The following is a 26,923-nucleotide window of genomic DNA, read 5'->3' as shown; positions in this document are numbered from 1 at the left end:
CGATCTAATCCCTGGTGTAACGGGCGAACAGGCTGCCCTGTGCCTCCAGGAGGTGTGCCAGCCGTACGGGCGTGCTCTGGGCGGGAGCGTGGGCCGAGACCTCCCGCGCGCCCGGTCCTCCCGCGACGATGCGGGGAGCACCCGGGCCCAACAGCAGCGGGCTCAGCGTCAGGCACAGCTCGTCCAGCAGTCCCGCCCCCACGAACTCCGCCAACAGGTGCGGACCGCCCTCGGTCAGTACCCGGTACAACCCACGCTCGGCCAGGGCCTCCACCACGTGCGCGGGCCTCACCGACTCCCCGTCGACCACCACGACGTCGGCGTACTCCTCCACGGCCCGGCGGCGTCGCACCGGGGACTCCGCCGTGGTGAACACCAGGGTGCGCGCGTATCCCGGCGCCTCCTTCCACAACTTCTCCGGCAGGTCCAGGGATCGGGAGACCACGGCGACGGCGGGGGTGGGCGTTCGGCCGGCGCGCAGCTCGGTCCACGCCTTGCGGGCGCGTACCGGACCGTAGCCCTCCGCCCGTGCGGTGGCCGCGCCCACCAGCACCACGTCGCACAGGCCCCGCAGCAGCCCCAGCACCCTGCGGTCGGGCCCCGAGGACAGTTCGAGGCTGCGCCCGGACGGGCCGACGGCGCCACCGTCTGTGCTGGCCACCATGTTGGCGCGTATCCAGGGCCGGTCCAGACCCTCGGGATAGGCGTAGGCGGCGGTCAGGTCCACGTCCGCGCCGCCGGGGGAGGGCAGCAGTTCACGGAAGGCGGTGGGGGTGTTCGTCCCATCGGTGTGTGTGCTCGACATGGTCACACAGAGTAGGCGGTGCACAGGGCGGTGCGTGTCCGCAGGCGCTCCAGGCGTGCCCTGGACCCGGGGGTGATGGCCCGTCCCCGGTCCCGGCGGCTCGGCCTCCCCGCGGAAGGAGAGCCGCCCGACCCCCGCACGAGCGCGACGGCCGGGCGGCCGGTCTCTGTCCGGCGCAGCTCAGGAACGGAGCGTCGTCGCCTTCTGGGGCGAGACCCTGCGCAGCAGGAGCAGTGCCCGGTCGATCACCTTCACCGGGCGGGACGCGGACACGAACGGCCGTCCCTCCACGTCGGGGTCGGCCGTGTCCAGAACGGTCTCCCACGCTGTTCCGTACGTGGTGCCGGGCATGGTGAACTTCACCGTCTCCGCGCTGCTGTTGAGCAGGAGCAGGAACGAGCTGTCCCGGATGCGCCTGCCTCGGGGATCGGGTTCGGTGATGGCGTCCCCGTTGAGGAAGACGCCCAGGGCCTGTCCGGTGGAGTTCCAGTCGTCACCGGACATGGTCTTGCCGTCGGGTCGCAGCCACACGATGTCGGGCAGGCCCTTCTTGCCGGAGGTGGCGCCGCCCACCGGGCTGCCACGGAAGAAGCGACGCCGCCGGAAGACCGGATGCTCCCGGCGCAGCCGCGCCAGTTCGCGCACGTAGTCCAGCAGATCGTTGTCGGGTTCCCCGTCCGCGTCGAGCCCCGCTCCCTTCCAGTCGATCCAGGAGATCTCGTTGTCCTGGCAGTAGGCGTTGTTGTTGCCGCCCTGGGTGCGTCCCACCTCGTCACCGTGAGAGAGCATCACCACCCCCTGGGACAGGTACAGGGTGGCCAGGAAGTTGCGCACCTGACGACGGCGCAGCGTGAGGATCTCCGGGTCCTCGGTGGGGCCCTCCACACCGTGGTTCCAGGACCGGTTGTCGTTGGTGCCGTCCCGGTTGTTCTCACCGTTGGCCTCGTTGTGCTTGTGGTTGTACGAGACCAGGTCGGCCATGGTGAAGCCGTCGTGGCAGGTGATGAAGTTGATGGAGGCCACCGGGCGACGGCCGTCGTCCTGGTACAGGTCACTGGACCCGGCCAGGCGTGAGGCCAGCTCGCCCACCACCGGCTGGCCCCTCCAGTAGTCGCGCACGGTGTCGCGGTACTTGCCGTTCCACTCCGTCCACAACGGAGGGAAGTTGCCCACCTGGTAGCCGCCGGGTCCCACGTCCCAGGGCTCGGCGATCAGTTTGACCTGGGAGATCACCGGGTCCTGTTGGACGATGTCGAAGAAGGTGCTCAACCGGTCCACGTCGTGGAACTCCCGGGCCAGGGCCGAGGCCAGGTCGAAGCGGAACCCGTCCACGTGCATCTCCAGGACCCAGTAGCGCAGCGAGTCCATGATCAGCTGCAACGAGTGCGGGTGGCGCACGTTCAGGCTGTTGCCGCAGCCGGTGTAGTCGAGGTAGTAACGCTGGTCCTCGTCGCTGACCCGGTAGTAGCTGAGGTTGTCGATACCGCGCAACGACAACGTGGGCCCCATGTGGTCGCCTTCGGCGGTGTGGTTGTACACCACGTCCAACAGCACCTCGATGCCCGCCTCGTGCAGCGACTTCACCATCGCCTTGAACTCCTGGACCTGCTGCCCGCGCGAGCCGCGTGCGGCGTACCCGCTGTGCGGGGCGAGGAAGGCCAGGGTGTTGTAGCCCCAGTAGTTGGTCAGCCCCCGGGCGACCATGGCGTGCTCGGGCACGAAGTGGTGCACCGGCATGAGCTCGACCGCCGTCACTCCGAGCGAGGTGAGGTAGTCGATCATCACCGGATGGGCCAGCCCCGAGTAGGTGCCCCGCTGGTGCTCGGGGATCCCGGGATGGCGCATGGTCAGACCGCGTACGTGCGCCTCGTAGATCACCGTCCGGTGGTAGGGCGTGCGGGGCCGGGACTCGTTGCCCCAGTCGAAGAACGGACTGACCACCACGCACTTGGGTACGTAGGGCGCGCTGTCCTTGGTGTTCTTCCGGTCGGGTGCGGCGAAATGGTAACTGAACAGGGACTCGTGCCAGGTGAGGTTGCCGTTCAGGGCCTTGGCGTACGGGTCGGTGAGCAGTTTGTTCGGATTGCAGCGCAGGCCGTGTTCGGGAGCGTAGGGTCCGTGGACCCGGTACCCGTACTGCTGTCCCGGGCCGATGCCGGGAAGATAGCCGTGCCAGACGAATCCGTCGTATTCGGTCAGTTGTATGCGGGTCTCCTCGCCGTCGTCGTCGAACAGACACAGGTCCACTCGCTCGGCGACCTCGGAGAAAAGGGAGAAATTGGTGCCGGACCCGTCGTAGGTCGCACCGAGCGGATAGGAACTACCCGGCCAGACTTCCACCATAGGCCTCGTCAGTCTCTTGGAGTCAGGGCCGTCGGGAGAGGCGGTCCGGTCACGTGAACCCCTTCCCGCTGGGGAAGGGGTTCACGGATCCGCGACCCACCCGAAGGCCCGGGTTCGTTTTTGTGACGACTTCTTTGTTCCGCTCCGGACGTGGAAGTATGCCTATTCGGCCGGTGATCATTCACCGGCCGTCCCTTTACGGATTTTGTAGATGGAATTGTCAGAGTTAAGAACGTTCGCTGTTATTGATGGGATTTGGGAAAACTATCCGTGTGGACGGGCCCGCTCCAGGATCAGACCGGTGTCCACCCCTCGGGGCAGCGTCCCGAAGACATGGCCCCACTCGCCGCCCAGACGGGAGGCGGTGAAGGCCTCGGCGACCGGGTTCGGCGCGTACCGCAACAGCACCGAGGCCTGGAGGGTCAGTGCCATCAGTTCCACCACGGACCTCGCCCGGTACTGGATCCGGTCGGGGTCGCCGAGGGTCTCCTCCAACCGTTCGACCGCCGCGTCGTAGTGACCGTCCGACCCCCTGGCGGCGCCCAGTTCGGCCATGAACGCCTCCAGGGCCTCGGGACTGCGACCCATCGCGCGCAGCACGTCCAGTGCCGCCACGTTGCCCGAGCCCTCCCAGATGGAGTTGAGCGGGGAGTCCCGGAAGAGCCGGGGCATGCCCGACTCCTCCACGTACCCGTTGCCGCCCAGGCACTCCAGCGCCTCGGCCGCGTGCGCCGGCTGACGCTTGGTCACCCAGAACTTGCCCACGGCCACCCCCAGCCGCCGGAAGGCGGCCTCGCCCTCGTCACCGCGCATCGCGCGGTCCACGGACCCGGCCAGACGCATCATCAACGCGGTGGCCGCCTCCGACTCCAGAGCCAGGTCCGCGAGCACGTTGCGCATCAGAGGCTGCTCGACCAGGGTCGAACCGAAGGCCCGCCGGTGCTCGGCGTGGTGCAGCGCCTGCACCACCGCGGCCCGCATCCCCGACGCCGAACCGATCACGCAGTCCAGTCGGGTGCAGTTGACCATCTCGATGATGGTGCGCACGCCCCGGCCCGGTTCGCCGACCAGGTGGGCGACGGCGCCGTCGTACTCCAGCTCGGCGGAGGCGTTGGACCGGTTGCCGAGCTTGTCCTTGAGCCTTTGGATGTGCAGCGCGTTGCGGCCGCCGTCCTCCAGGACCCGGGGCACCAGGAAACAGGTCAGTCCCTCCGGGGCCTGGGCCAGGGTGAGGAACACGTCGCTCATCGGCGCGGAGGTGAACCACTTGTGCCCGGTCAGAAGATAGTGGCCCTCCGAGGTGGGCACCGCGCGCGTGGTGTTGGCGCGTACGTCCGAGCCGCCCTGCTTCTCGGTCATCGACATACCGGCGATGAGCCCGCGCTTGGTGTGCGGTGCCCGCAACCCGAAGTCGTAGACGCGCGCGGTCAACAGGGGCTCGTACCGCCGCGCCAGCTCAGGGGAGTGGCGCAGGGTGGGGATCGCCGCGTAGGTCATCGAGACGGGGCACCCGTGACCCGCCTCGGGCTGGGACCACAGGAAGAACTTGGCGGCGCGGGCCACATGCGCCCCGGGCCGTTCGTCCGCCCAGGCCGCGGCGTGCATGCCCCGCTCCACCGCCTGGTCCATGAGCACGTGGTAGGCGGGCTGGTAGTCGACCTCGTCCACCCGGTGCCCGTAACGGTCGTGGGTGCGCAGCACGGGCGGATAGGCGTTGGCGGACTCGCCCCAGGCGCGGACGCGCTCCGAGCCCGCCGCGTCGCCCACCTCGCGCACCTCGGCCTCGGCCCATCCCGCTCCCTCGCGCCGTAGTCCCTCCAACAGGGCGGGATCGTCCGCGGCGGCGTAGTCGCCGAGCGGGGGAGCCTGATTGAAGACCTCGTGTGTCGGGGGCATGGCGGCCGCCTTTCCGTTCCTGGACGCGGGTGATCCGGGGTGCGGGAATCCTACCCGCGGCGATGACACAGAACAGAATCAGGTTCGGTCCACCCGGGGCGAAGCCGCCGGTGCCGCGATCGGGAAACCGGCCGTGTCCGGTGCCGAACGCGCTGGCCGAGAGCGACGCGCGACCCGTGAGGAAGGACGAGCCGGCCGAGACCCCTCCGACACGGGTCCCCGCGCCGGATCAGGGGTACACCCCCGTCGGAGGAGACCCCGGCAGAGGGGAGCCCCCGGAGCAGACGCGACACCCGGTCATGGCCGGGAACGGGGACGGCGCGCAGCCGGCGCCCTTCGCGAAGCGGGGCCGCCCGCCCTCACGCTAGGGCCACAACAGTCCGCGCTCCCACCCCGTGCCCGCGCGGCCGTAACGCAGACGGATGTGGCGCCGGTCCGGGTCGGCCTGCCAGAACTCCACCTCGGATGGACGGACCAGGTACAACCCCCAGTCCTCGGGCACCAGCCCCGGGTCGCGTTCCAACCTTTGGCGGCTCTCGTCCGCCGCACGGTCGACGTCGGCGAGGTCGGCCAGGGGCTCGCTCTGCCTTCCGTGCAGACCCGCCACACGGGACTCCAGGGGCCGGGCCAGGTAGTCGTCCGCGCACTGGCGGGGAACCGCCATCTCGCTGCGGCCCCGCACCCGCACCTGCCGCCCCTGCGACCCCCAGTAGAACAGCAGGGCGACGCGGGGGTTCTCGGCCAACTCCCGCCCCTTGCGCGAGGTGGTCGTGGTGGCGAACCACCAGCCCTCGGGGGTGAAGTCCTTCATGATCACCACCCGGGCGGAGGGCGCCCCGTCCCTGTCCGCGGTGGCGACCGTCATCGCGTGGGGTTCGGACACACCACCGCGGACCGCCGTGGTGAACCACTCCAGGAAGAGCTCCGCCGGATCCTCGGGAGCCGCCCCCGGATCGAAGCCCGGCAGCTCACCGGCGAACACGGGCAGACCCCGCAACAGGTCGCGGACACCCTCCCGCGCCGACTTCCCCGTCTCCGACACCGGATCACCCCCGAGCCCATGGATCGTCGACGCCCCTCCCGAACGCCTCCCGGTGATTCTTTCGAGGACCCGAGCCCGGGGCAAGGCGTCCTCCCGGGGCGGCGGAGAAGTCACGGAAGGTTCGACGCGCGCCTCAGAGCATCCCGGCGGTGTGCCCGGCGGCCCTGGCGGCGTCATAACGCTCCAGTACCACCCGGGCCAGTTCGGGCGCGTCCCCCAACGCCGCCGAGACCACTCGCGCACCCGCCCGTACGGACTGGTCGCGCACGCGGTCGGCGAAGAACCCCGGAGCCAACAGGTAGGTCGCCACGGCCACCCGTGAGGCGCCCCGCTCACGCAGGGCCGCGACCGCCTCGCCGGGGCGGGGGGAGGCCGCGGACGCGTACGCCACCGCCACCTCGCGCCAAGGACCGCGTGCGGCCAGCTCCGAGGCCATGGCGGACACGGTCGTGTTGGCCTCCGGATCGCTGGAACCGGCCGAGGCCAGCACCAACGCCGTGTCCGGACCCGGTCGGGCCCCGGCCTCCTCCAGACGCCTCTCCACCGCGTCGAGCAACAGTGGGTGCGGGCCCAGGGTGTGGGCGTAGCGCACCCGCAGCCAGGGGCTGCGTTCACGCGCCTCCTCCAACACCCCCGGCAGGTCCACCTTGCTGTGGTAGGCCGCCGTCAACAGCATCGGCAGCACCACCGCCTCACCCGCCCCACGGGCGGCCAGTTCCTCCAGGGCGGTCGCCGCGCCGGGCGCCACATGGTCCAGATAGGACACCCTCACGTCCAGTCCGGGCCTCAACGACCGCACCCGCTCGAACACCGCGGACACCGTCTCCGCGGCTCTGGGATCGGCGCTCCCGTGTGCCACCGCGAGCAGGGGCACGTCCCCCTCGGGTGCTCCGCCCCACGCTCTTCCGGTCCTGTCCACCGCCGTCATCTCCTCGCCTTCGGATGTGTCGGGCCGACACCGTGGCCCGGCCGGGCCCGCACCCCACGAGAACGAAAGGAAGCGGACACGTCGCCGGTCACCGCGTCGCGGGCGGGCCGACGGCACCGCCCGCGACGCGGCACCCGCTCAGATGTGGATTCCGCACTCGGTCTTGCCTGTACCGGCCCACCGGCCGCTGCGCGGGTCCTGGCCGGGAGCCACCCGCCGGGTGCACGGCTCACATCCGATCGAGGGATAGCCGTCGTACTGGAGCGGGTTCACGATCACCCCGTTCTCGGCCATGTAGGAGTCGACCTCCTCCTGGGTCCATCGGGCGATCGGGTTCACCTTGGTCATCCGCCGCCGACCGTCCCACTGCACGACGGGGGTGGCGCGGCGGGTCGCCGAGTCCTCCCGGCGCAGACCGGTCAGCCAGGCCGAGTAGGGGGCCAGAGCCCTCTGGAGGGGCTCCACCTTGCGCAGATGACAGCAGATACCGGGATCGCGTCCGTGCAGACGCGGGCCCAGGGCCAGATCCTGCTCGACCACCGTGCGGACGGGTTCGACGTTGATCAGGTTGATGTCGTACACCGAGGCGACGGCGTCACGGGTGCCGATGGTCTCGGGGAAGTGGTAGCCGGTGTCCAGGAAGATGACGTCGATGCCCGGGACCTGCCTGGAGACCAGGTCGACCATGAGGGCGTCGGCCATGGAGGACGTCACGCACAGCCGGTCGCCGAAGGTCTGCGACGCCCAGGCGATGATCTCCTGCGCCGAGGCCTCCTCCAGCTCTTCCGCCGCGCGTTCGGCGAACTCGGCTCCGCCCACGGGGGTGATGGTGGTGCTCATGGATTTCCTTCCGTCGGTCTGGTGGGGGCGCCTTCCGCGGAGAACGACGCGGAGCGCAACCCGACGTACTTGACCCGGAACACCCGGGCACAGGACAGACAGGCCCAGGGATAGCCCTCACCCTTGACCGGGGCGCCCTCCTCCGGCACCAGGTCCTCGTCGCCGCAGTAGGGGCAGTAGTGGGGCGCGGACCTCTCGGACACGGCGCACCTCTTCCTCTTGCTCGGGGCCTTGACCGGTTCGGGTGGGGGAGGGCCCGCACGGACCCTCCAGAACCGGCCGCACTGCTGTGGGGTCGGCCGCCGTGGTCCGGACCGGACCACGGCGGCTCGGACTACTTCAGGTCCGTGTCCTCGGCCCGACCGACCCAGGACGCGAACGACTCGCCGTCCTCCTTCTGCTCCTGGAACCGGCGCAGCACCCGCTCGACGTAGTCGGGCATGTCCTCGGCGGTGGTCTTCAGACCGCGCACCTTCCTGCCGAAGGAGGCGTCCAGTCCCATGTGGCCGCCCAGGTGTACCTGGTAGCCCTCCACCTGCTCGCCGCGGTCGTTCACGACCAACTGGCCCTTGAACCCGATGTCGGCGACCTGGATGCGCGCGCAGGAGTTCGGGCAACCGTTGAGGTTGATGGTCAGCGGTTCGGCGAAGTCCGGCAGTCGCCTCTCCAGCTCGTCGATCAGGGAGGAGGCGCGTCCCTTGGTCTCCACGATCGCCAGCTTGCAGTACTCGATACCGGTGCAGGCCATCGTCTGACGGCGGAACGTGCTCGGATGGACCTGAAGGTCCTCGGCCTCCAGAGCGGCGGTGAGGGAGGCGATCCGCTCCTGTTCGACGTCCAGGATGATGAGCTTCTGGTCGGGCGTGGTGCAGACGCGACCCGAACCGTGCTCCTCGGCGATCTCAGCGACGCGCACCAGCTTCGTGCCCGGGGTCCGGCCCACGCGGGGAGCGAAGCCCACGTAGAACCTTCCGTCCCTCTGACGGTGGACGCCCACGTGGTCACGGCGCAGCCCCGAGTCCAGCTCGGGAGCCGGACCGTCGGGCAGCGCGTAGCCCAGGTACTCCTTCTCCAGCACCTCCCGGAACCTCTCCGCGCCCCAGTCCTTGATGAGGAACTTGATGCGGGCGCGCGAGCGCAGGCGACGGTAGCCGTAGTCGCGAAAGACCGAGCAGACCCCCGCCCAGACCTCGCTCACCTGGTCCGGTCGCACGAAGGCGCCCAGGCGCAGGGCGAACATCGGGTTGGTGGACAGGCCTCCGCCCACCTGGAGGTCGTAGCCGACCTCGCCCCGCTCGTTGCGCACACCGACGAACGCCACGTCGTTGACCTCGTGGTTGACGCAGTGGGAGGCGCACCCGGAGATCGAGGTCTTGAACTTGCGGGGCAGGTTGGAGAACAGGGGACTGCCGATGTGCTCCTCGTAGATCTGCCGGAGCTGCGGCGAGGCGTCGATGACCTCGTCCTCGGCCACGCCCGCCACCGGACAGCCCAGCATGCCGCGTGGGGTGTCGCCGCAGGCCTCCGTGGTGGAAAGGCCCACCGCCTCCAGCTTCTCCCAGATCACGGGTACGTCCTCGATCCGGACCCAGTGGTACTGGATGTTCTGGCGGTCGGTGATGTCCGCGGTGTCACGCGCGTGGTCGCGGGAGATCTCGCCGAGGACGCGCAGCTGGGCGGTGGTCAGCTGCCCTCCGTCGGTACGCACGCGCAACATGAAGTAGCGGTCCTCGAGTTCCTCGGGTTCGAGGACGGCCGTCTTGCCGCCGTCGATGCCCGGGGCCCGCTGGGTGTACAGCCCGAACCAGCGGAAGCGCCCGCGAAGGTCGGACGGGTCGATCGAGTCGAATCCGGCCTTGGAATAGATGTCGATGATGCGATCGCGGACGTTGAGCCCGTCGTCGTTCTTCTTGTTCTCCTCGTTCTGGTTCAGCGGCTCGTGGTAGCCGAGGGCCCACTGGCCCTCACCACGGCGGCGGCGCGGCTTGGCCGCGGTCGCTGTCCTGCCGGTCTGCGCGGAAGAGGGAGGCATCGCGGGTGTCTCCGATGGGTGTCGCGGAGCGTTCACGGCCCCGGCGCCCGCGCCTCATCACCCGTGTCGCGGCACGTCGTCGTGCCTGCGAACGAGTCGGATTTCGCGTGTGGGAACGAAGAGAAGGGGGAGCGCCGGCGCCGCGCACACCCCTGGGGTGCGTCAAAGGCGGCGAGATTAACCGACGCTGCAACAGATCGCGCTGCGGACCCGAAGCAGATCCACGTGGCGGCGCACGCAGAGCATGGGGTCCAGGGCAGCGATCATGTCCTGAAGAATGTCACGGGGCCGGGGCTTTGTCCAGGCGCCCTCATGACGCCGCCGAGTGAGCCGCGTCACGTGACGTGGGTGCCCGGATCCCTCCTCCGGAACGCGGCCCGCTAACGTTTCCTCCGTGGTGGGTCTTTGGGAGAGAGTGTGGTTCGCGGTCGAGGCGTGGCTGGGGCGGCACCGCCATGTGCACAACGGGACGCTCCTCGTCACGCGCACCATCCGTGCCTTCTCCCGTAACCGGGTCATCGGACTGGCCGCGGAGTCGGCGTTCTTCACCCTGATCTCCCTGCCGGCCCTCCTACTGGGTCTGCTGGGCGCGCTCGGCCCGCTCGCCGCCGTGCTGGGGGAGGAACTCGTCGAGGAGATCCGGCTGTGGATCCTGGACCTGACCGCGCGGGTGCTGACCCCGGACACGGTGGAGAGCGTCGTGGAGCCGCTCGTGGACGACTTCCTGGGCGGGGTCCAGGGCGGAGTGCTGTCGGTGACGTTCCTGGTGTCGTTGTGGTCGGGGTCGCGGGCGATGAACGTCTTCATCCGTTCCATCACCATCGCCTACGGGCTGGACGAGATACGCGGCTGGATCCGCCAACGCATCCTGGCCTTCCTCGCCTATCTGGGCGGCCTGCTGTTCGCCGTCCTGGTCCTGCCGGTCCTGGTGGCCGGACCGGACCTCCTCAACGCGTTGCTGCCGATGACCGTGGGGCGGCTCAACCTGTTCTACTGGCCGACCGTCGCCCTCATGGCCACGGCCGCGGTCACGCTGCTGTACGCGCTCAGCGTGCCGGTGCGCACCCCTTTGTGGCGTCACCTGCCGGGGGCGCTGCTGGCCACACTGGTGCTGATCGTCGGGTCCGTGCTGCTGCGCGCCTACCTGGACGCCTCCCTGGGACAGGTGAGCATCTACGGATCCCTGGCCGCGCCGATCGCGATCCTGGCCTGGTTGTTCGTGATGGCCATCGCCGTGCTGGTGGGGTCCTCCTTCAACGCCGAGATCGACGCCCTGTGGCCGACCGTGCGCACCGCCGCCGCCCGCGCGGAGATCGCCAACCGACATTTCGACCGGGCCGACCGTCTCGTCCGGCGCAGGGAACAGGCGATGCTCGACACCCTCACGGAGGACGACGACCGCTGACCGGCTCCGACCGCACCCGGACCGACCGTGGGACCGTGGCGGGTCCGGTCTCTTCGGTAGTCTCACCGTGCCGTCCGGCAGGAGGGTCGCACCTTCGCCGCCCCGAGCCGACACGGCGCATCCCCGAAAGGCCGTCCCCCATGAGTGTTCCCGCGAGGTCGGACGGAGTGGACGAGGAGTCCGCTCCGGCCGGTGTGAAGACCGTGCTCGGTTCGCGACCGATGCGGCCCGCGCCCCTCGTGCCCACCGTCCTCGACGCGAAGGACTCCCTCCGCGACCGGCGGGGGAGGTCTTGGTGAGGGCCTCCCACCTCCTGCTTCAGGAGTCGGCGTTCGGTCTCTTCACGTGCGGCATGATCGCGATGTGGACGCACCTCACCGGCGATGCCGTGCCGTTGGCCGCCGGGGTCTTCCTCGCCGTCCTTCTCGCCCTCCCCGTCGCGTTCACCGCGGCGGCCGGACCGGAACTCACCGTCGGGGAGCGGAGGCGGCTCCACTGCACGAGGCACGTCCTTCTCGGCTCGTACCACCTGATGTGGATCCTCTTCTTCCTCTGCCTGGTCTGGGCGTCCCACCTGGTCCTCTCCCACGGGTTCTGGTCCTTGACGCCTCTGCTGATGGTGGCCTGCGCGGGGGGCGTCGCCTCCCGCGCCGTGCACAGGCGTGAACGGTGGGAGTTGCGGGAGGCGCTCGCGCAACCCGAGCTGACAGGACCCAAGGTCATCGGTATCAGAAGCCCGGACCAGGTTCCGCCGGGGTGGACGCCGCTCCTCGTCCACCGGATCGACCGGGGACCGTTCGACGCACTGGTCGACTACCGGATCATCGTGGACGGTGACCGCGTGGGCACTCTCGGCCCCGGCCAGACCCTCGTCGTCGGTCTTCCCCCCGGTCCGCACCGTGTCCAGGGCAGGTACGGCAGGCTCACGAACGCCCCGGTCCCCCTCCTGGCGGAACCGGGGGAGGCACTCCACCTCACCATCGAACCGGTCCGCCCCGACCGACAGGCGAACCGTGTACGGAGCCGTGACCCGGGGGCGTACTTCCGGATGGTCCAGATCCCCGCCCCGGAGAGGGACTGACCGGATACGGGCGTGACCGAAGGGAGCGCCGTGGCCGGAATCGGCCATTTTCGGTGTGAACCTTATGCCTTGAAGAAGCATCCATTCCAGTGCCGGGCAGCCCACGTGCCGCCTCCCACGTCCCGTGTGCGGACTTTCTCCCACCTCAGGGAAGGAGAATCGGAACGACATCCGTGATCGCGGTGGTCGGCACCCGCCCGGCCGGTACACGGCCGACATGGGCGTGACCGTCAACGGTCAGTATGATCACGTGCAGTGTTGACTACGTGTGTGCCGAGGCCCATCTCCCGGTGACCCCCGGGACGCGACCCACCGTCAGCGCTGACCGAGGTACCCGTACCCCGTACACGAACAGGTCCACGTTTTCCATGCCTTCGGAGGCACCATGAGCCGGGCGTCCCGACCGGGGCAGTCCCGGCCCACCGCCGTCATCGTCATCGCACCCGACGAACGCAGTGCCGAGATCCATGTCGAGGGACACCGGCAGGTCGTCACCGGTCGGTTCCCCCGGGAGACACGGCGCGCGGCACTGGACGTCGCCACCGGCTACGCCGCCAGGATCGGGCAGCCGGTCCTCGTCGACGCCCGTGACGCGCACGGTTACTGGCACCTGATCGCCACGCCCGATGGCGTGGTCCAGGCCGCCGACCAGGCCGCACCGGAAAGCGCTCCGACCCCGCGGCCCTCGACCGGGCCCGAGAGCGGGGGATCCAGCGGGAAACGGACATTGACCATCGTGGGGGCCGCCGTCCTGGCCCTGATCCTGCTCGTCGGCGCGGGTGCGGTCGTCTGGCGGTTCCTGCCCTCGTCCCCGACCGGGGCCGAGCCCGAGGACGCGGCGGACGCGACCACCCTGAACCACCCGGCGCCACCCCACTTCTCGGAGATCGTCGACTTCGTCCGGGAACTCGCCCCCGACACCCAGCCGGGGATCAGCCGCGAGGGGGACCTGCTCGCCTACATCGACCCCCAGGAACGCCTCAACCTGCTCGACGCCGAAGGCGAGAGTCGGTGGTCGGTCGACCTGCCGGCCGCCTCGGGAGAGTTCCTCGGGGCTCCTCGCTTCGTGGACTACGGCGGGGAGACGGCCATCGTCATGGAGACGGCCGGGACGCTGTGGCTCTGGCCCGCCTCGGGCGGTGCCCCGAGCAGCGTGGACCTGCCCGAGGACACCGCGGCCCAGTACGTGGGGGACTCCGTGCTCGTCCGCAACGAGGAGGAGGCCTTCGTCCTGGTGGGGGAGGAGCTCGAACGGGTCGAGGTCCCCGCCGGATCCGCCCCCATGCTCGCCGAGGGCGAGGAGATCCTGGCCGCCGTGGTGAACGGTCCCTGGACCTGGACCGATACCGACGGCGACGCCGTGCAGGTCAACCCCCGGCGCCCCGAGAACGGTGGCGAGATGGAGTCCGTGGTGACCGCCCTGCGCGAGTACGTCATCGTCCGCTGGGAGCCCCTGCGCGGAGAGGGCACCGTCCTGGCCTTCCACGACAGCCGGGACGGCAGCGTGCTGGGCGGCGCGGAGATCGACCCCGACGAACTGGAGGGCGTGCGCCACCGTTCGGGACCGGTGGGCACGGACCTGGTCGCCTACGGTCCCGTGGTGATGGACCCCGAGAACGGTCGGACCTCCGTGGTGCCCGGTTTCGAGCCCGACATCGCGGTCGGCTCCCTCGTCTTCGGTCGACTCGACGGCGCCCCGGCCGCCGTCGACGCCGAGGGCGGGGTCGAGCGCGCCGAGGAGGGTTCCGTTCAACCCAGTGGTCTGCTCGGCGAGCGGGCCATCGTGGTCCACGAGGACCACCTCTATGCCATCCCCCCCGAGTAAGGCAGTACCCGAGAAAAGAAAGGAGTGGGATGTCCCCCAAGAAGCGGTTCTTCACCGTGACCGCGGCCGGCCTGTTCATGGCCGGGTTCTCCGCGGGCCCGGTGTTCGCCGACACCGTGGACGAGACCGTTCCCGAGGCCGCCCCCGAGGCGGCCGAGGAGACGGTCGAGACCCCGGTCGTCGAGGTTCTGCCCACCCAGGATGCGGCCGAGCAGTTGACGGCGCCGCAGCCGTTCGACTTCCCGACCACCCCCGAGCCCGAGCCGGAGCCCGACCCCGGTGACGGCGGTGAGCCCGGTCCCGGTGAACCCGAGCCCGAGCCGGAGCCCGACCCCGGTGATGGTGGGGAGCCCGGTCCCGGTGAGCCGGACCCCGAACCGGATCCTGACCCCGACCCGGACCCGGGCCCCGACCCGGACCCGGGCCCCGACCCGGACCCGGACCCCGACCCGGACCCCGATCCGGACCCGGACCCGGACCCGGGGGAGGGTGAGAAGCCCGGCGACGACGGTGATGAGAGCCAGGCTCCCGGTGGTGGCACCACCGCGCCCGGCAGCACCGCCGGCGGCACCGCTCCCGGTGCCCCCGCCCCGGTCAGCGGCGGTGGTGACGACACCCTCGCCGCCACCGGCGTCGACATGCAGGGATTCGTGCTCGGTGGCGCCGTCGTGACGGGTATCGGTGTTCTGGCCCTGTGGGCCGGCGCCCGTCGCCCCGCCCCGATCGCCTAGGGTCGTCCGACGGAATTTCGCTCAAAGCCCCGCCCGGACCCCTTCGGAGGCCCGGGCGGGGCGAGCGGACTCCCTGGAGGACACCGCCTGAGGCACCCCCGCACCGTACGGCCGAGCCGTGCGGGCACGAGGGTCCCGACCGTCTCCGGACAGGATCGCCGGAGTCGACGGTCGGGGCCCTTCCCTTTTCTCCGTCAGGGACGCTTCGGCGCACCCGCACACCGTCCTTCTCCGACGGTCCGGGCCGCCCCGACGATGAGGTGGGCCCGGACGCTCATCCCCGTGGACGCAGCGCGAACGCGAGCAGGAAGGCGCCCACACCCGCCCCCGCGATCACCCACAGCGCGACACCCAGGCCGAAGGAGTCGGCGAGGAGCCCCACCAGGGGAGGGAAGGCCAAGAACCCCGCCCGTCCCAGCCACCCGACCACCGTGACCCCGTCCCCGGTGCGCACTCCCGGGACGTCACCCGCCGCGGCCAGCGTCAACGGAAACAGGGTGGACACGCCGAGTCCCATCACCCCGAAGCCGATCACCGTGGTCACCGGATACGGCAGCAGCAGGGCGAACGCGATGCCGCCGGCCGCCAGAAGTCCACAGGCGCGTCCCACGGTGGCCGCTCCGAAGCGGTCGGTCACCCGGTCTCCGACCAGGCGTCCCAACGTCATCATCGCCTGGCAGGCCACGAACGGCATCGCGGCCAGGAACAGGGGCGTCCCCAACTCCGAGGTCATGTACACCGCACCCCACGAGGCGGCCGAGTCCTCGATGCCTCCGGCGAACATCAACAGCACGCCGAGCGCCGGCAACAGCAGTACGGCCCGCACGGGTACGCGCGGCCGACGCCCGGTCCCGTTCTCGGTTCCGTCCTCGCGTTCGGCGCTGTCCGGACCGGGCAGCAGCATCCGACCCGCCATCAGGTTCACGCACACCAAGAGCCCCGCCACACCGCTCAGATGCCACAGGACGGGCACCCCCGATCCGGCCATGGCCGCGCCCAGCAGACCACCGGCGACCGCGGCCATGCTCCACACCGCGTGGAAGGTGTTGATGATGGTGCGCCCGTAACGCCGTTGCACGCGCAGCCCGTGGGCGTTCTGCGCCGAGTCGGTCCACGCGTCGGCGCTGCCCAGGACGAACAGCGTCGCGGCCAGCGTCCACCAGTTCTGTGCCGACGCCAGGAATGGGAGCGCTCCCACAGAGATCAGACCGGTACCCACGGCGGTCCGGCCGCTTCCGAACCGGTGGATGAGGGGGCCCGCCAGCATTCCGGTCAGGATCGCTCCGGTCGGCATCGCCGCGATCGCCAACCCCAACTCCGCGTTGCCCAGTTCCAGCCGGGACTTGATCACCGGCAGCCACGGAACGACGTTGGTGTAGGTGAAACCGTTGACGAAGAAGAGGGCGGAGACCGCGACTCTGGCCCTGCGGGCCTCCAGGGGCGGGGGAACGGTCGCGGTCGGGGTTCTCACAGTCGACTCCCACGATGAACTCGGCACGCGCAGATGCTATCCGGCCGAGTCGTCGGATGACAGGCTTTCGCGCGACCCGCCGCAGCACGCTTGCCATTGTCCGCACTCCGGATTTACATGAAGGTTCCGCTCCGCAGCCGCGCGGAGCCGTCCGCCCGCCCCCGACCCACGGACCGCGGCGCACCCCGGCGTCGTGGTCCCTCCCGCCCCCGCGACCCGCTCCCACGCAAGGGCTGCCAGCCCGTTGTCCGCCGACCCCTCACGCCGGAAACCGTGTCCGCACGGCCCGGACGGAACCGGAAGAGCACATGATCAACACGAGTGCGTTGCGAGAAAAACCCACACTCACCGGTAGGAGCGTACGTCTGGTGCCCCTCGCCCCGGAGCACACCGACGCCTACTTCACCGCCGGCCTGGACGAGGAGGTCCGCAGACTCACCGGGACACACCGTCGCCTGACCTACGCCCAGGCCGAGGAATGGTGCGCCACACGGGCGGGCCGCACCGACCGTCTGGACCTGGCCATCCTCGCGTCCGGGGACGAACGCTATCTGGGTGAGCTGTCCATCTACGCCGTCTCGCCCGAGAACGAGAGCGCCGGCTACCGCATCGCCCTGTCCTCGATCGAGTTCACCGGTCGGGGTCTGGGCCGGGAGGCCACCCGGCTCGTGTTGGAGTACGCCTTCGAGCACATCGGCCTGCACCGTGTCTGGCTCTACGTCTACGCCTTCAACATGAGGGCCATCGCCGTCTACCGTTCGTGCGGTTTCTCCGTGGAGGGACGGCTGCGGGACTCCCTGCTGTGGGAGGGGCGGCGCCACGACGCCCTGCTCATGGCGGTGCTCAAGGACGACTTCCATCGCGCCTGACGGTGGGTTTTGCTCGGACACGGGGTTGTAACCGCCGTGTCGGGGGGTATCTCGGTAGCACTTTCCAGCGGCTCACTTCGTACAGCCGAGAGGAGCGGTACCGGGGCTCGGGTCCCGTACCGGTGAGGACATGAACCCAGTACCCGTCGCACTGCCCTTCACCGACCGGTCGGAGGCGGGACGCCGCCTCGCGGAGCGGGTGCGCCCCTTCGCGGTCAACGATCCGCTCGTCCTGGCCCTCCCCCGAGGAGGGGTACCGGTCGGCGCGGAACTCGCCCGACGGCTCGACGCCGACTTCGACGTGCTCGTGGTCCGCAAGATCGGTCTGCCGGGCCGACCCGAACTGGGGGTCGGAGCGATCGCCGAGGACGGGCGCGTCCTCTACGACGACTTCGCCCTGGCACGGATGCACGTGCCCCGTCAGGCCCTGTCCGACACGGTCTCCGCCGAGCGCGACGAGCTCGACCGCAGGCGTCGGGTCTACCGAGGCGAGCGGCCGGCTCCGAGGATCGCCGGTCGCGACTGCGTGATCGTGGACGACGGTGTGGCCACGGGGGGCACCGCGCGGGCCGCGCTGCGCATGGTCCGCCAGGCCGGCCCCGCCCACCTGGTCCTGGCCGTGCCCGTGGCCTCGCCGGAGGCGGTCGAACTGCTGCACGAGGAGGCCGATGCCCTGGTGGTGCTCAGCGCGCCGGACAACTTCCGCGCGGTGGGGGAGTGGTACCGCGACTTCGACCAGCTCTCCGACCGCCACGTCACCGCGATCATGGCCGAGTACGGTCGGGCCCGTTCCCTCGGCGACGACGTCACCCGGACCGTGCGTGTGCGGGCGGGGCGGACGTTCCTGGACGGCGATCTCACCGTGCCGGCGGCGTTGCGCGGAGCGGTGGTGATGGCGGCCGAAGGGGGACGGGAGGACGAGCGGTGGAGAGCGGTGGCACCGGTCCTACAACGGGCCGGATACGCCACTTTGTTGCTGGACTCCCCGACCGGGCGGGAGCGTTCCGCGGAGGTGGGCGGCGCCACGGCCGAGGAGTCGGGCGCACGACTGGGCGCCGCCGTCGACTGGATGCGTCAGGCCACGGACACGGCCGACCGGCCGTTGGGCGTGCTCGCCTCGGGCGAGGCCGCTCCCGCGGCGCTGGTGGCGGCGGCCACCCGCTCCCGGGACGTGGACGCGGTGGTGGTCTGTGGAGGCCGGATCGATCTGGCGGAGGAGGGCCTGTCCGGTGTGCGGGCGCCCACCCTGATCCTGCTGGAGGGGGGCGACTCCTTCGCGCGCGAACTCGGTGAGTGGGTGCGCGCCCGGCTGGGCGGGCCCACCGATCTGCGCACGATGGCGGGGGAGGAACGGGCGGTCGGTGGCCCCGGCCGCTGGCGCCGGGTGGCCTCCGAGGCCCTGGAGTGGTTCGACCGGCACCTGTCCCCGGGGGGCCGTTGAGCCCCGCGACGGTCGGCGACGGGTACGGAGAACCCGCGGCGCCCTCGACGATTTCGTCGGGGCGCCGCGGGTTGTTCGGGGGCCGGGGCCACCGGAGAGATCCGTTTGCGCGGGAACCTCGATCAAGCGGCGTTGGCGCGACGCATACGGCGACGGCGCTCGGAAGCACGCTCGTCCTCGTTCAGGCCGCCCCAAGTGCCGTACTTCTCCGGACGCGAGATCGCATAGTCCAGGCAGTCGGTCCGAACAGGGCAGGCCGCACAGATCTCCTTGGCCTTGCGCTCACGGATCTCCCGCTCCGGCTGGCGTTCGCCGTCCGGGCCGAAGAAGAGCACAAGGTCCTCGCCCCGGCACGCGGCGGCATCCTGCCACCCCCAGCTCGGGCGGGGGCGCAGCGCGGCCTGCCGACGTACCTGAGACATGCTTGAACCACCTCTACTGAAATCACTAGTAAGCTGTCGGAAAAAGCTTCAGTCACCAAAAGTTGGTCACGCGACGTGAGACACCCCGCACGACGCAAACGCCGATAGGGGTCAGCGATGTTCCCCGGTGTGGCTGAGACCACGAGAAGCACAGCCTTGCGGCACCGACCCGCCGACGGCGGAGTGCTCTCACGTGAACGGCTGCGGAGGCGGTGACGGCCTCCGTCCGAGCCGGTACGTAATCATGCCATCCCCAGTCCCGCTCATGCACGGGGGGTAGGGAAATTACTCGCTCAACCGTTACCGAAATCTGTTGACTACAGGCCGATCTGCGGTTGTTTGTCCGAGTTTGTCGCATAACGCAAGATCTGATGCCTTGCGAAGGACACAGCACATCGTATGGTGCGATGTCCCTCCTGCCTAGAGGCTCTTCGTGATGTACCGATCACATTGCGGTCGGCACCCTGTCCCTCGTTCGGGCATGACCGCATGTCCTCACCTTCCGTCACCGCGCTCCGTGGCCCTCGCATCCCCGCGACGCCCCGCCCCGACACCGCACGGAGCGACCCCCGCGCCCTCCCCATGCGTCGAGACCTTCCCCTAGGGGAAGTGTCAGGGGGAAGCACCAGAACGGGTCGTGGTGAGTGAGCGTCCCAGACGATAGAAAACGAGGACGCGGTCCCACTCGTCGAACGCCCTCGACAACGGGACCTGACAGGAAGGACGAGGCAGCGTGGCCCTCTTGCGGCTCATCCTGAACATCATCTGGATCATCGTCGCCGGCTTCTGGCTGGCCGTCGGATACGTCATCGCGGGCGTCATCTGCTGTGTCCTGATCATCACGATCCCCTTCGGGGTCGCCTCCTTCCGCATGGCCAACTACGCGCTCTGGCCCTTCGGAAGGGAGCTGGTCCGCAGATCCGACTCCGGCGGCGGCATGACCACCGCCCTCAACGTCATCTGGGTGATCGTCGCCGGATGGTGGCTCGCCCTGGGCCACATCGCCACCGCGATCGGCCTCGCCGTCACTATCATCGGTATTCCCATGGCCTGGGCCTCGTTGAAGATGATCCCCGTGGCCCTGGCGCCCTTCGGCAACGAGATCGTCTCCAGCGGCCACGCCGGGGAGCCCTGGCGCTTCTGATCTCCTCGGTCTCGGCCCACGGGCGAAGGGCCCGGGGCCTCCGTCCACGCCTGGCCCCGTCCCCGTGTGGTGGCAGGCCTCAGGCTCCACCCCACCCCGTCCAGAGAATGGAGTCCATGTGCAAGCCCAACGGCCGGGAGTGTGGGCGCTCCTGAACAAATGGATCGCCGCCCGCAGAGCCCGTGCCGAGCGTCTCGCCAGACTGGAGGCGGAGAACGAGCGTGCCCGGTCCGAGCCCCAAAAGGAAGAGGCACCGGCCGAACAGCAGTCGGGAACCGACGACCTGCTGAGATCGATCAGCGACGTGGCCTGGCGGGTCCTGCTGATCGGCGTGGTGGCGGGACTGCTCGTCTACGTGCTCGTCTACCTCTCGGTCGTCACCCTGCCGGTGATCCTGGCGGTGTTCATCACCGCCCTTCTCATGCCGATCGCCGGCGCCCTACGGAACAAGGGGCTGGGGCGGGGGGCCTCCACCGCCATCTCCCTCCTGGTGGGACTCGTCGTCTTCGGCGGGGTGATCTCGCTGATCGTCACCCCCGCCATCCAGGGCTTCGGCCCCTTGGTGGACAGCGTGACCAGCGCGGTCAGCGAGTTGCAGAACGTCCAGGTGCCCTTCGGACTGGATCCGGCGCTGTTCACCGACCTGCTCGACGACGCCTGGGCGCAGATCCAGAGCATGATCACCGAGAACCAGGACCAGCTGCTCAGCGGTGCGTGGACCGCGACCTCGGCGGTGATCTCGGTCCTGGTCGGCATCGTCCTGATCATCGCCCTGACCGTGTACTTCGTGCACTCGGGCGACCAGCTCATGGAATGGTTCCTCACCCTGCTGCCGCCCCGTTCCCGTCCGGGCCTGAGCCACGCGGGCGAGGTCGCCTTCGGCGTGATGGGCCGTTACGTCAGGGGAGTGGCGGCGGTCGGGTTCATCGACGCCGTCGGCATCGGTATCTTCCTGATCTTCCTCATCGACATCAACCTGGCCATCCCGCTGATCGTGCTGACCTTCGTCGGCGCGTTCCTGCCGATCATCGGAGCCTTCCTCAGCGGTCTGCTCGCGGCGCTGGTGGCCTTCGTGACCGAGGGCTGGATCACCGCACTGATCGTGGTCCTGCTCGTGGTCGCGGTACAGCAGTTGGAGAGCAACGTCTTCGCGCCGCGCATCTACGGCGCGTCCCTGGACCTGCCCTCTCCCATCGTGCTCATCGCCATCTCGGTCGGCGCCGTGGTCGGCGGTATCCCCGGCATGTTCCTGGCCACCCCGGTGGTCGCGGTGCTGGCCGCACTGTTGCGCAATCGTCCGCCCTCCCCCGGCGGGGACGAGGAGGACTCCACCAGCGTGGCCAGGATCGAGGCGGACAAGGTCGTGGTCAAGGCGGACGGAGACGGAGACGAGGGGGGTGGGGCCACGTCCGCGACCACCCCCGAACAGAGATGACGGAGGCGGCCGGGCGCCTTCGCGCCGAACCCGTCTGAGGAATGCGACGTGCCCCTTGTCCGTTGACCGCGGAGGGGGCACGTTCCGTACCGGGCGCGAAAAACCCCTCGCCCCGCCCCTCGCCACTGCCGTTAGTCTGGGTCGGTCGGCCCGAGGCCGCGTCCCCCACCCTCCCCACGTGCCGGTCATGGCTCACGCGTGCCCGGCCACATCGATGACCGTTCCGCCACTCTCGTAGGAAGCCCCATCATGCTGATCGCCACCGACCTCGAACTGCGCGTCGGTCCTCGACTCCTGCTGGAGCCGACCACCTTCCGCGTCGCCGCCGGGGACCGGATCGGACTGGTCGGCCGCAACGGTGCGGGAAAGACCACCATGACCAAGGTCCTGGCGGGGGAAGGCCCGCCCACCGGTGGGACGGTCACCTCCTCCGGCAGCATCGGCTACCTGCCCCAGGACCCGCGCACCGGCGACCTGGACGTGATCGCCCGGGACCGGGTGCTGTCCGCGCGCGGCATCGACGAGGCCTTCAAGGGGCTGCGCGAGGCCGAGAAGAAGATGGCCAGCACCGACGGCAAGACCCGTAACAAGGGTGTGCGCGCCTACGCGCGCTGGGAGGAGCGCCTGCACGTGCTCGGCGGTTACGCGGCCGAGTCCGAGGCCGCCGCGATCGCCTCCAGCCTCGGCCTGCCCGACAAGGCGCTCGGCCAACCGTTGCACACGCTCTCCGGCGGACAGCGCCGCAGGATCGAACTGGCGCGCATCCTGTTCAGCGGCGCGGACACACTGCTGTTGGACGAGCCCACCAACCACCTCGACGCCGACTCCATCGTCTGGCTGCGCGACTTCCTCAAGTCCCACCAGGGCGGTCTCATCGTGATCAGCCACGACGTGGAACTGGTCGAGACCGTGGTGAACAAGGTGTTCTACCTGGACGCCAACCGCAGCTCCCTCGACATCTACAACATGGGCTGGAAGCAGTACCTGGCCCAGCGCGAGGCCGACGAACGTCGCCGCAGGCGCGAGCAGTCCAACGCCGAGAAGCAGGCCGAGGCCCTGCGCAAGCAGGCCGACAGGTTCCGTTCCAAGGCCACCAAGGCGCGCGCTGCGCAACAGATGCTCAACCGCGCCGACCGCATCATGGACGGCGTCGCGGGGGTCCGCCAGGCGGACAAAGTGGCCAAACTGCGCTTCCCCGACCCCGCGCCCAGCGGCCGTACACCGCTCATGGCCGAGGGGCTGTCCAAGTCCTACGGCTCCCTGGAGGTGTTCACCGGAGTGGACCTGGCCATCGACCGGGGCAGCCGCGTGGTCATCCTCGGACTCAACGGCGCGGGCAAGACGACCCTGCTGCGGCTGCTCGGGGGGATCGAGGAACCCGACACCGGCAAGGTCCTCCCCGGGCACGGACTCAAACTCGGTTACTACGCCCAGGAGCACGAGACCCTGGACATGGACCGGACGGTGCTGGAGAACATGATGAGCGCCGCGCCCGACCTGCCCGAGGTGGAGGCGCGCCGCACCCTGGGTTCGTTCCTGTTCACCGGCGACGACGTGGACAAGCCCGCGGGGGTGCTCTCCGGTGGGGAGAAGACGCGGTTGGCCCTGGCCACGCTCGTGGTCTCCAGCGCCAACGTCCTGTTGCTGGACGAGCCCACCAACAACCTGGACCCGGCCAGTCGGGAGGAGATCCTGGCCGCGCTGCGCGGTTACAAGGGCGCCATCGTGCTGGTCACCCACGACGAGGGCGCGGTGGAGGCACTCCAGCCCGAGCGGGTCATCCTGCTGCCGGACGGCGTCGAGGACGTGTGGAACGCCGAGTTCGAGGACCTCATCGCCCTGGCCTAGGAAGCGGCCTCGGGGCCATGACGCCCAGAACGCCGGAGGGGTTCACCCGGCGTCTTTTCGGTCGGTGATCACCGCGTTCCGAAACCCGTTTTCGGAACGCGGTACCACGCGCGGCGTCGCGGGGATGTGGCGTGTGGGGAGCGGCATGGCTGATCATGAGGGTGATTCCGCCAAGGCGACCGACCGACTCGAAGGAGTGACGCGTGAACGAGGTGCCGGACAAGGGCAGAAGGCTGGTGGGCCCCGAGCGCTCCGAACTCGCCTCCCTGCTCAAGCGCCGCTACGACGCGGGGGAGAGCATCCGCATGCTGGCGGCGGCCACCGGGCGTTCCTACGGCTTCGTCTATCGACTGTTGGGCGAGGCCGGAGTGGAGCTGCGAGGGCGGGGCGGAGCCACGCGCAAGGCGTGAGCCTCGTGCGCACGGGAGCCGCCCCGTGCGCGCCCTGGTCGGTTACTGATGAGTAATATCTGGGGTGACACCGAACTCGACGGAGGACCCCATGGCACAGGCGTCACACGGCCAGGCACCGCCCACGGAGGAAGAGCTCTCCCGGGCGCGGCTCCGACTGGGGCTGGAGGGCCCGGTCGCGCGCATCACCATCAGCCGCCCTGAGCGCCGTAACGCCATGACCGGGCGCACCTGGACCACGTTGGCCCATATCGGCCGCACCCTCCCCGACGATGTCCGTATCGTGGTGATCGAGGGGGACGGTGACACCTTCTCCGCCGGAATCGACCTCGGCATGTTCAGCCCCGAGGGGGTCGACGGCGAGCGTTCCGTCGTCGCGGGACTGGCCGACGGCACCACCACCGACGCCGAACTCCAAGACTACGTCGCCGGCCTCCAGGAGGGCTTCCTGTGGCTGCGCCGCCCCGACCTGGTCACCATCGCCGCCGTGCGCGGTCACGCCATCGGCGCGGGCTTCCAGCTGGCCCTGTCCTGTGACCTGCGCATCCTGGCCGACGACGCTCGACTGTGCATGAAGGAACCCGCCCTCGGACTGGTCCCGGACCTGACCGGCACCAAGCCCCTGGTCGACATCGTCGGGGTCAACCGCGCCATCGAGATCTGCCTGACCGCCCGCCGCGTCGGTGCCCAGGAGGCGCGTGAGCTGGGTCTGGCCGAGTTGGTCGTCGGCGTGGACGAACTCTCCGGGGCGGTGGACGACGTCGTCGCCGCGCTGTTGGCCACCGACCGCGAGGCGGCGACCGCCACCAAGGCCCTGCTCCAGCAGGCCGCCGGCAACACGCTGGCCCAGCAGGCCGAGGCCGAGCGCAGGGCCCAGGCGGCCCGACTCACCGCACTGGCCAAGGGCATGACGGGACGGTGACCGTCCCACTACCCGGAGTCGAAGGACACGCCTGAGGGGTCGTGTCTGGAAGCCCTCCCCGAACACGCACCGGGAAACGGTGCAGGTCCGGGGAGGGCACGACGTAGGGAGATCCGTATCACCGGCGAAAAACCCCCTTACCGTCCCCGAGGCCGCGCGATCTCTAGTACGCTGCTGCAAGCGGTCGTGACATGCCGCGCGCATCCGAGCGCGCCCAGGCCGCGCAAGACGCGGAGAGCGTGCCGATCCGGTCGGTGCCACTCTTGATCCGAGAGTCGCTCGTATCCCCCCACAGCAGTGAGGAATCCACGAGCTCAGGAGCCCCCGCACCATGCAAGGGGTCCGCTTCCGCGTGTGATCAGGCGCGTTTGTGTGATTTCTTCGCTGGCCAAGCCGTGTGAAGCCTTCCTCGAAACGCCGCCAAAAGATGAGGAAGGTACGTCACTTGACGACGGACACTGCCGTAACGCCTGCTTTCGACGGCCTGGGCCTGCCCCAGGAGATCGTCGCTGAGTTGGACAGGAACGGTGTGACCACCCCGTTCCCGATCCAGGCCGCCACCATTCCCGACGCCCTCGAAGGCCGGGACGTCCTCGGTTGCGGTCGGACCGGGTCGGGCAAGACCCTGGCCTTCGGCCTGCCGGTCCTGGTGCGCGCCGCCGAGCGCCGCGCCGCCGCCAACCGCCCCCGGGCACTGATCCTCGTGCCCACCCGCGAGCTGGCCCACCAGGTCCGCGACGCCCTTCGCCCCTACGCCCGCGTCGTGGGCGCGCGCGTCGGCGACGTGGTCGGGGGAAGCTCCTACACCCGCCAGATCAACGAACTACGACGGGGCGTCGAGGTCCTGGTCGCCACGCCCGGCCGTCTCACCGACCTCATCGAGCAGGGCGCCTGCGACCTGGGCGACGTGGGGATCTCCGTGCTCGACGAGGCCGACCAGATGTGCGACATGGGTTTCATGCCGCAGGTCAGCGAGCTGCTGGACCAGGTGCGTCCCCAGGGACAGACCCTGCTGTTCTCGGCCACGCTCGACGGCGACGTCGACAAGCTGGTCCGCAGGTACATGAACGACCCGCGCACCCACTCGGTGGACCCGCCGGTCTCCCAGGTCACCACCATGGAGCACCACCTGCTCAAGGTGCTGCCCCGGGACAAGAACAAGATCGTCACCCAGATCGCCGCGCGTGAGGGCCGCACCATCCTGTTCGTGCGCAGCAAGTACCGCGCCGACACCATCAGCGAGCAGCTGGTCCAGGCCGGCGTTCCCTGCGCCTCCCTCCACGGCGGCAAGACCCAGAGCGTGCGCACCCGCACCCTGGCCAAGTTCCGCGAGGGCCGTATCCAGGCCCTGGTCGCCACCGACGTGGCCGCGCGCGGCATCCACGTCGACGGCATCGACCTGGTCGTCAACGTCGACCTGCCCACCGGGCACAAGGACTACCTGCACCGCGGCGGACGCACCGCCCGCGCGGGCTCCTCGGGCGCGGTCGTCTCCCTCGTGGCGCCCAACCAGCGCCGCATGGCCCGACGCCTGCTCAGCGACGCCGGAGTCGACGCCAAGCAGCACCTGGTCAACCCCGGCGACGAACTGCTCACCGAGGTGACCGGAGCCAAGGAGCCCTCGTGGGAGCCGTGGATCGAGCCGCCGGAGCCCGTGCGTGAGCGCCGTGGCCGTGGCGGTCCTCGCCGTGGCGGCTACCGCGGTGGCTACCGGAGCGAGCGCGGAGGCGGTTACCGCGGTGGTTACCGCGGGGACCGTTCCCGTGGTGAGCGCGGCGAGGGCGGCTACCGCGACGGTGAGCGTCAGGGCGAACGTGGCGAGGGCGGCGGTCACCGTTCCGACCGTCCCCGTGGCGAGCGGCGCGGCGGCGGTGGTTACCGGAGCGGCGACAACCGCGGCGGTTACCGCGGCGATCGTCGCGGTGGTCCCTCGCGTCGGGGCGAGCGCTACGACTCGGCCCAGCGACACTGACAGCGTGAGAACGGGCCCGGGGCCGGCAGGTGCCACCTGCCGGCCCCGGGCCGTCACCGGG

22 protein-coding genes are annotated in these 26,923 nt (G+C 70.0%); 12 read left to right on the top strand and 10 right to left on the bottom strand.

What is annotated here, in order from left to right; all coding sequences use genetic code 11:
* Positions 1 to 4: 4 nt before the first annotated feature.
* From PFX91_RS10290 to PFX91_RS10255, 8 genes are all read right to left on the bottom strand, one after another.
* Positions 5 to 805, bottom strand: a complete 801-nt coding sequence (locus tag PFX91_RS10290) for a dihydrofolate reductase family protein (RefSeq protein WP_285731208.1) — start codon at positions 803 to 805, stop codon at positions 5 to 7.
* 180 nt (positions 806 to 985) lie between these two features.
* A complete protein-coding gene (gene glgX / locus PFX91_RS10285; RefSeq protein ID WP_285731206.1) occupies positions 986 to 3,148 on the bottom strand; it encodes a glycogen debranching protein GlgX in 2,163 nt (720 codons plus the stop codon).
* 264 nt (positions 3,149 to 3,412) lie between these two features.
* Positions 3,413 to 5,044 carry an acyl-CoA dehydrogenase family protein gene (locus PFX91_RS10280; protein WP_285731204.1) on the bottom strand — a complete coding sequence of 544 codons (1,632 nt, stop codon included), beginning with the start codon at positions 5,042 to 5,044 and terminating at the stop codon, positions 3,413 to 3,415.
* A gap of 364 nt (positions 5,045 to 5,408) precedes the next feature.
* On the bottom strand, positions 5,409 to 6,086 hold the full coding sequence (locus PFX91_RS10275) for a pyridoxine/pyridoxamine 5'-phosphate oxidase (RefSeq protein ID WP_285731203.1): 678 nt from the start codon (positions 6,084 to 6,086) through the stop codon (positions 5,409 to 5,411).
* A 133-nt stretch (positions 6,087 to 6,219) separates the two neighbouring features.
* A complete protein-coding gene (locus PFX91_RS10270; protein WP_285731201.1) occupies positions 6,220 to 7,014 on the bottom strand; it encodes a sirohydrochlorin chelatase in 795 nt (264 codons plus the stop codon).
* A gap of 138 nt (positions 7,015 to 7,152) precedes the next feature.
* Positions 7,153 to 7,854 (bottom strand): phosphoadenylyl-sulfate reductase, encoded by a 702-nt coding sequence (locus tag PFX91_RS10265; protein ID WP_285731199.1) that lies wholly within the window; start codon positions 7,852 to 7,854, stop codon positions 7,153 to 7,155.
* On the bottom strand, positions 7,851 to 8,057 hold the full coding sequence (locus tag PFX91_RS10260; RefSeq protein WP_285731197.1) for a hypothetical protein: 207 nt from the start codon (positions 8,055 to 8,057) through the stop codon (positions 7,851 to 7,853). The genes PFX91_RS10265 and PFX91_RS10260 overlap by 4 nt, the downstream gene beginning before the upstream one ends.
* A 131-nt stretch (positions 8,058 to 8,188) precedes the next feature.
* Positions 8,189 to 9,886 carry a nitrite/sulfite reductase gene (locus PFX91_RS10255; RefSeq protein ID WP_285731195.1) on the bottom strand — a complete coding sequence of 566 codons (1,698 nt, stop codon included), beginning with the start codon at positions 9,884 to 9,886 and terminating at the stop codon, positions 8,189 to 8,191.
* A gap of 394 nt (positions 9,887 to 10,280) precedes the next feature.
* On the opposite strand from PFX91_RS10255, the gene PFX91_RS10250 reads away from it, so the two are divergent.
* From PFX91_RS10250 to PFX91_RS10235, 4 genes are all read left to right on the top strand, one after another.
* Positions 10,281 to 11,291, top strand: a complete 1,011-nt coding sequence (locus tag PFX91_RS10250; protein ID WP_285731194.1) for a YihY/virulence factor BrkB family protein — start codon at positions 10,281 to 10,283, stop codon at positions 11,289 to 11,291.
* A 295-nt stretch (positions 11,292 to 11,586) separates the two neighbouring features.
* A complete protein-coding gene (locus tag PFX91_RS10245; RefSeq protein WP_285731193.1) occupies positions 11,587 to 12,372 on the top strand; it encodes a hypothetical protein in 786 nt (261 codons plus the stop codon).
* A 385-nt stretch (positions 12,373 to 12,757) separates the two neighbouring features.
* A complete protein-coding gene (locus PFX91_RS10240; protein ID WP_285731192.1) occupies positions 12,758 to 14,197 on the top strand; it encodes a flagellar basal body-associated FliL family protein in 1,440 nt (479 codons plus the stop codon).
* A gap of 29 nt (positions 14,198 to 14,226) precedes the next feature.
* Complete coding sequence (locus PFX91_RS10235; RefSeq protein WP_285731191.1) at positions 14,227 to 14,928, top strand: DNA primase; 702 nt, start codon at positions 14,227 to 14,229, stop codon at positions 14,926 to 14,928.
* A 274-nt stretch (positions 14,929 to 15,202) separates the two neighbouring features.
* Here PFX91_RS10235 and PFX91_RS10230 read toward each other — a convergent pair whose 3' ends face one another.
* Positions 15,203 to 16,399 carry an MFS transporter gene (locus PFX91_RS10230; RefSeq protein WP_285731189.1) on the bottom strand — a complete coding sequence of 399 codons (1,197 nt, stop codon included), beginning with the start codon at positions 16,397 to 16,399 and terminating at the stop codon, positions 15,203 to 15,205.
* Between the two features lie 308 nt (positions 16,400 to 16,707).
* On the opposite strand from PFX91_RS10230, the gene PFX91_RS10225 reads away from it, so the two are divergent.
* Together PFX91_RS10225 and PFX91_RS10220 are read left to right on the top strand one after the other, a co-directional pair.
* Positions 16,708 to 17,268 (top strand): GNAT family N-acetyltransferase, encoded by a 561-nt coding sequence (locus PFX91_RS10225; protein ID WP_285731187.1) that lies wholly within the window; start codon positions 16,708 to 16,710, stop codon positions 17,266 to 17,268.
* Positions 17,269 to 17,398: 130 nt separating this feature from the next.
* Positions 17,399 to 18,709: a phosphoribosyltransferase family protein gene (locus tag PFX91_RS10220; protein ID WP_285731185.1), complete on the top strand. Its 1,311-nt coding sequence runs from the start codon at positions 17,399 to 17,401 to the stop codon at positions 18,707 to 18,709.
* 122 nt (positions 18,710 to 18,831) lie between these two features.
* Here the strand turns inward: PFX91_RS10220 and PFX91_RS10215 are convergent, their stop codons facing one another.
* Positions 18,832 to 19,131: a WhiB family transcriptional regulator gene (locus PFX91_RS10215; protein WP_017588640.1), complete on the bottom strand. Its 300-nt coding sequence runs from the start codon at positions 19,129 to 19,131 to the stop codon at positions 18,832 to 18,834.
* A gap of 733 nt (positions 19,132 to 19,864) precedes the next feature.
* Here PFX91_RS10215 and PFX91_RS10210 point away from each other — a divergent pair.
* From PFX91_RS10210 to PFX91_RS10185, 6 genes are all read left to right on the top strand, one after another.
* Entirely contained in the window at positions 19,865 to 20,275 is a 411-nt protein-coding gene (locus PFX91_RS10210; protein WP_285731179.1) for a YccF domain-containing protein, read from the top strand.
* 139 nt (positions 20,276 to 20,414) lie between these two features.
* Positions 20,415 to 21,710: an AI-2E family transporter gene (locus PFX91_RS10205; RefSeq protein ID WP_285731353.1), complete on the top strand. Its 1,296-nt coding sequence runs from the start codon at positions 20,415 to 20,417 to the stop codon at positions 21,708 to 21,710.
* A 249-nt stretch (positions 21,711 to 21,959) separates the two neighbouring features.
* A complete protein-coding gene (locus PFX91_RS10200; RefSeq protein WP_285731178.1) occupies positions 21,960 to 23,558 on the top strand; it encodes an ABC-F family ATP-binding cassette domain-containing protein in 1,599 nt (532 codons plus the stop codon).
* 203 nt (positions 23,559 to 23,761) lie between these two features.
* Positions 23,762 to 23,968 carry a helix-turn-helix domain-containing protein gene (locus PFX91_RS10195; RefSeq protein ID WP_285731177.1) on the top strand — a complete coding sequence of 69 codons (207 nt, stop codon included), beginning with the start codon at positions 23,762 to 23,764 and terminating at the stop codon, positions 23,966 to 23,968.
* Positions 23,969 to 24,059: 91 nt separating this feature from the next.
* On the top strand, positions 24,060 to 24,890 hold the full coding sequence (locus PFX91_RS10190; RefSeq protein WP_285731176.1) for an enoyl-CoA hydratase/isomerase family protein: 831 nt from the start codon (positions 24,060 to 24,062) through the stop codon (positions 24,888 to 24,890).
* A 427-nt stretch (positions 24,891 to 25,317) separates the two neighbouring features.
* Complete coding sequence (locus PFX91_RS10185; RefSeq protein WP_502888296.1) at positions 25,318 to 26,862, top strand: DEAD/DEAH box helicase; 1,545 nt, start codon at positions 25,318 to 25,320, stop codon at positions 26,860 to 26,862.
* Positions 26,863 to 26,923 lie beyond the last annotated feature (61 nt).

Source organism: Nocardiopsis sp. ATB16-24 (assembly GCF_030271535.1).
Lineage (GTDB): Bacteria > Actinomycetota > Actinomycetes > Streptosporangiales > Streptosporangiaceae > Nocardiopsis.
Note: the sequence above shows the minus strand (reverse complement) of the source record. Positions and strands in the feature narration are given on the sequence as shown.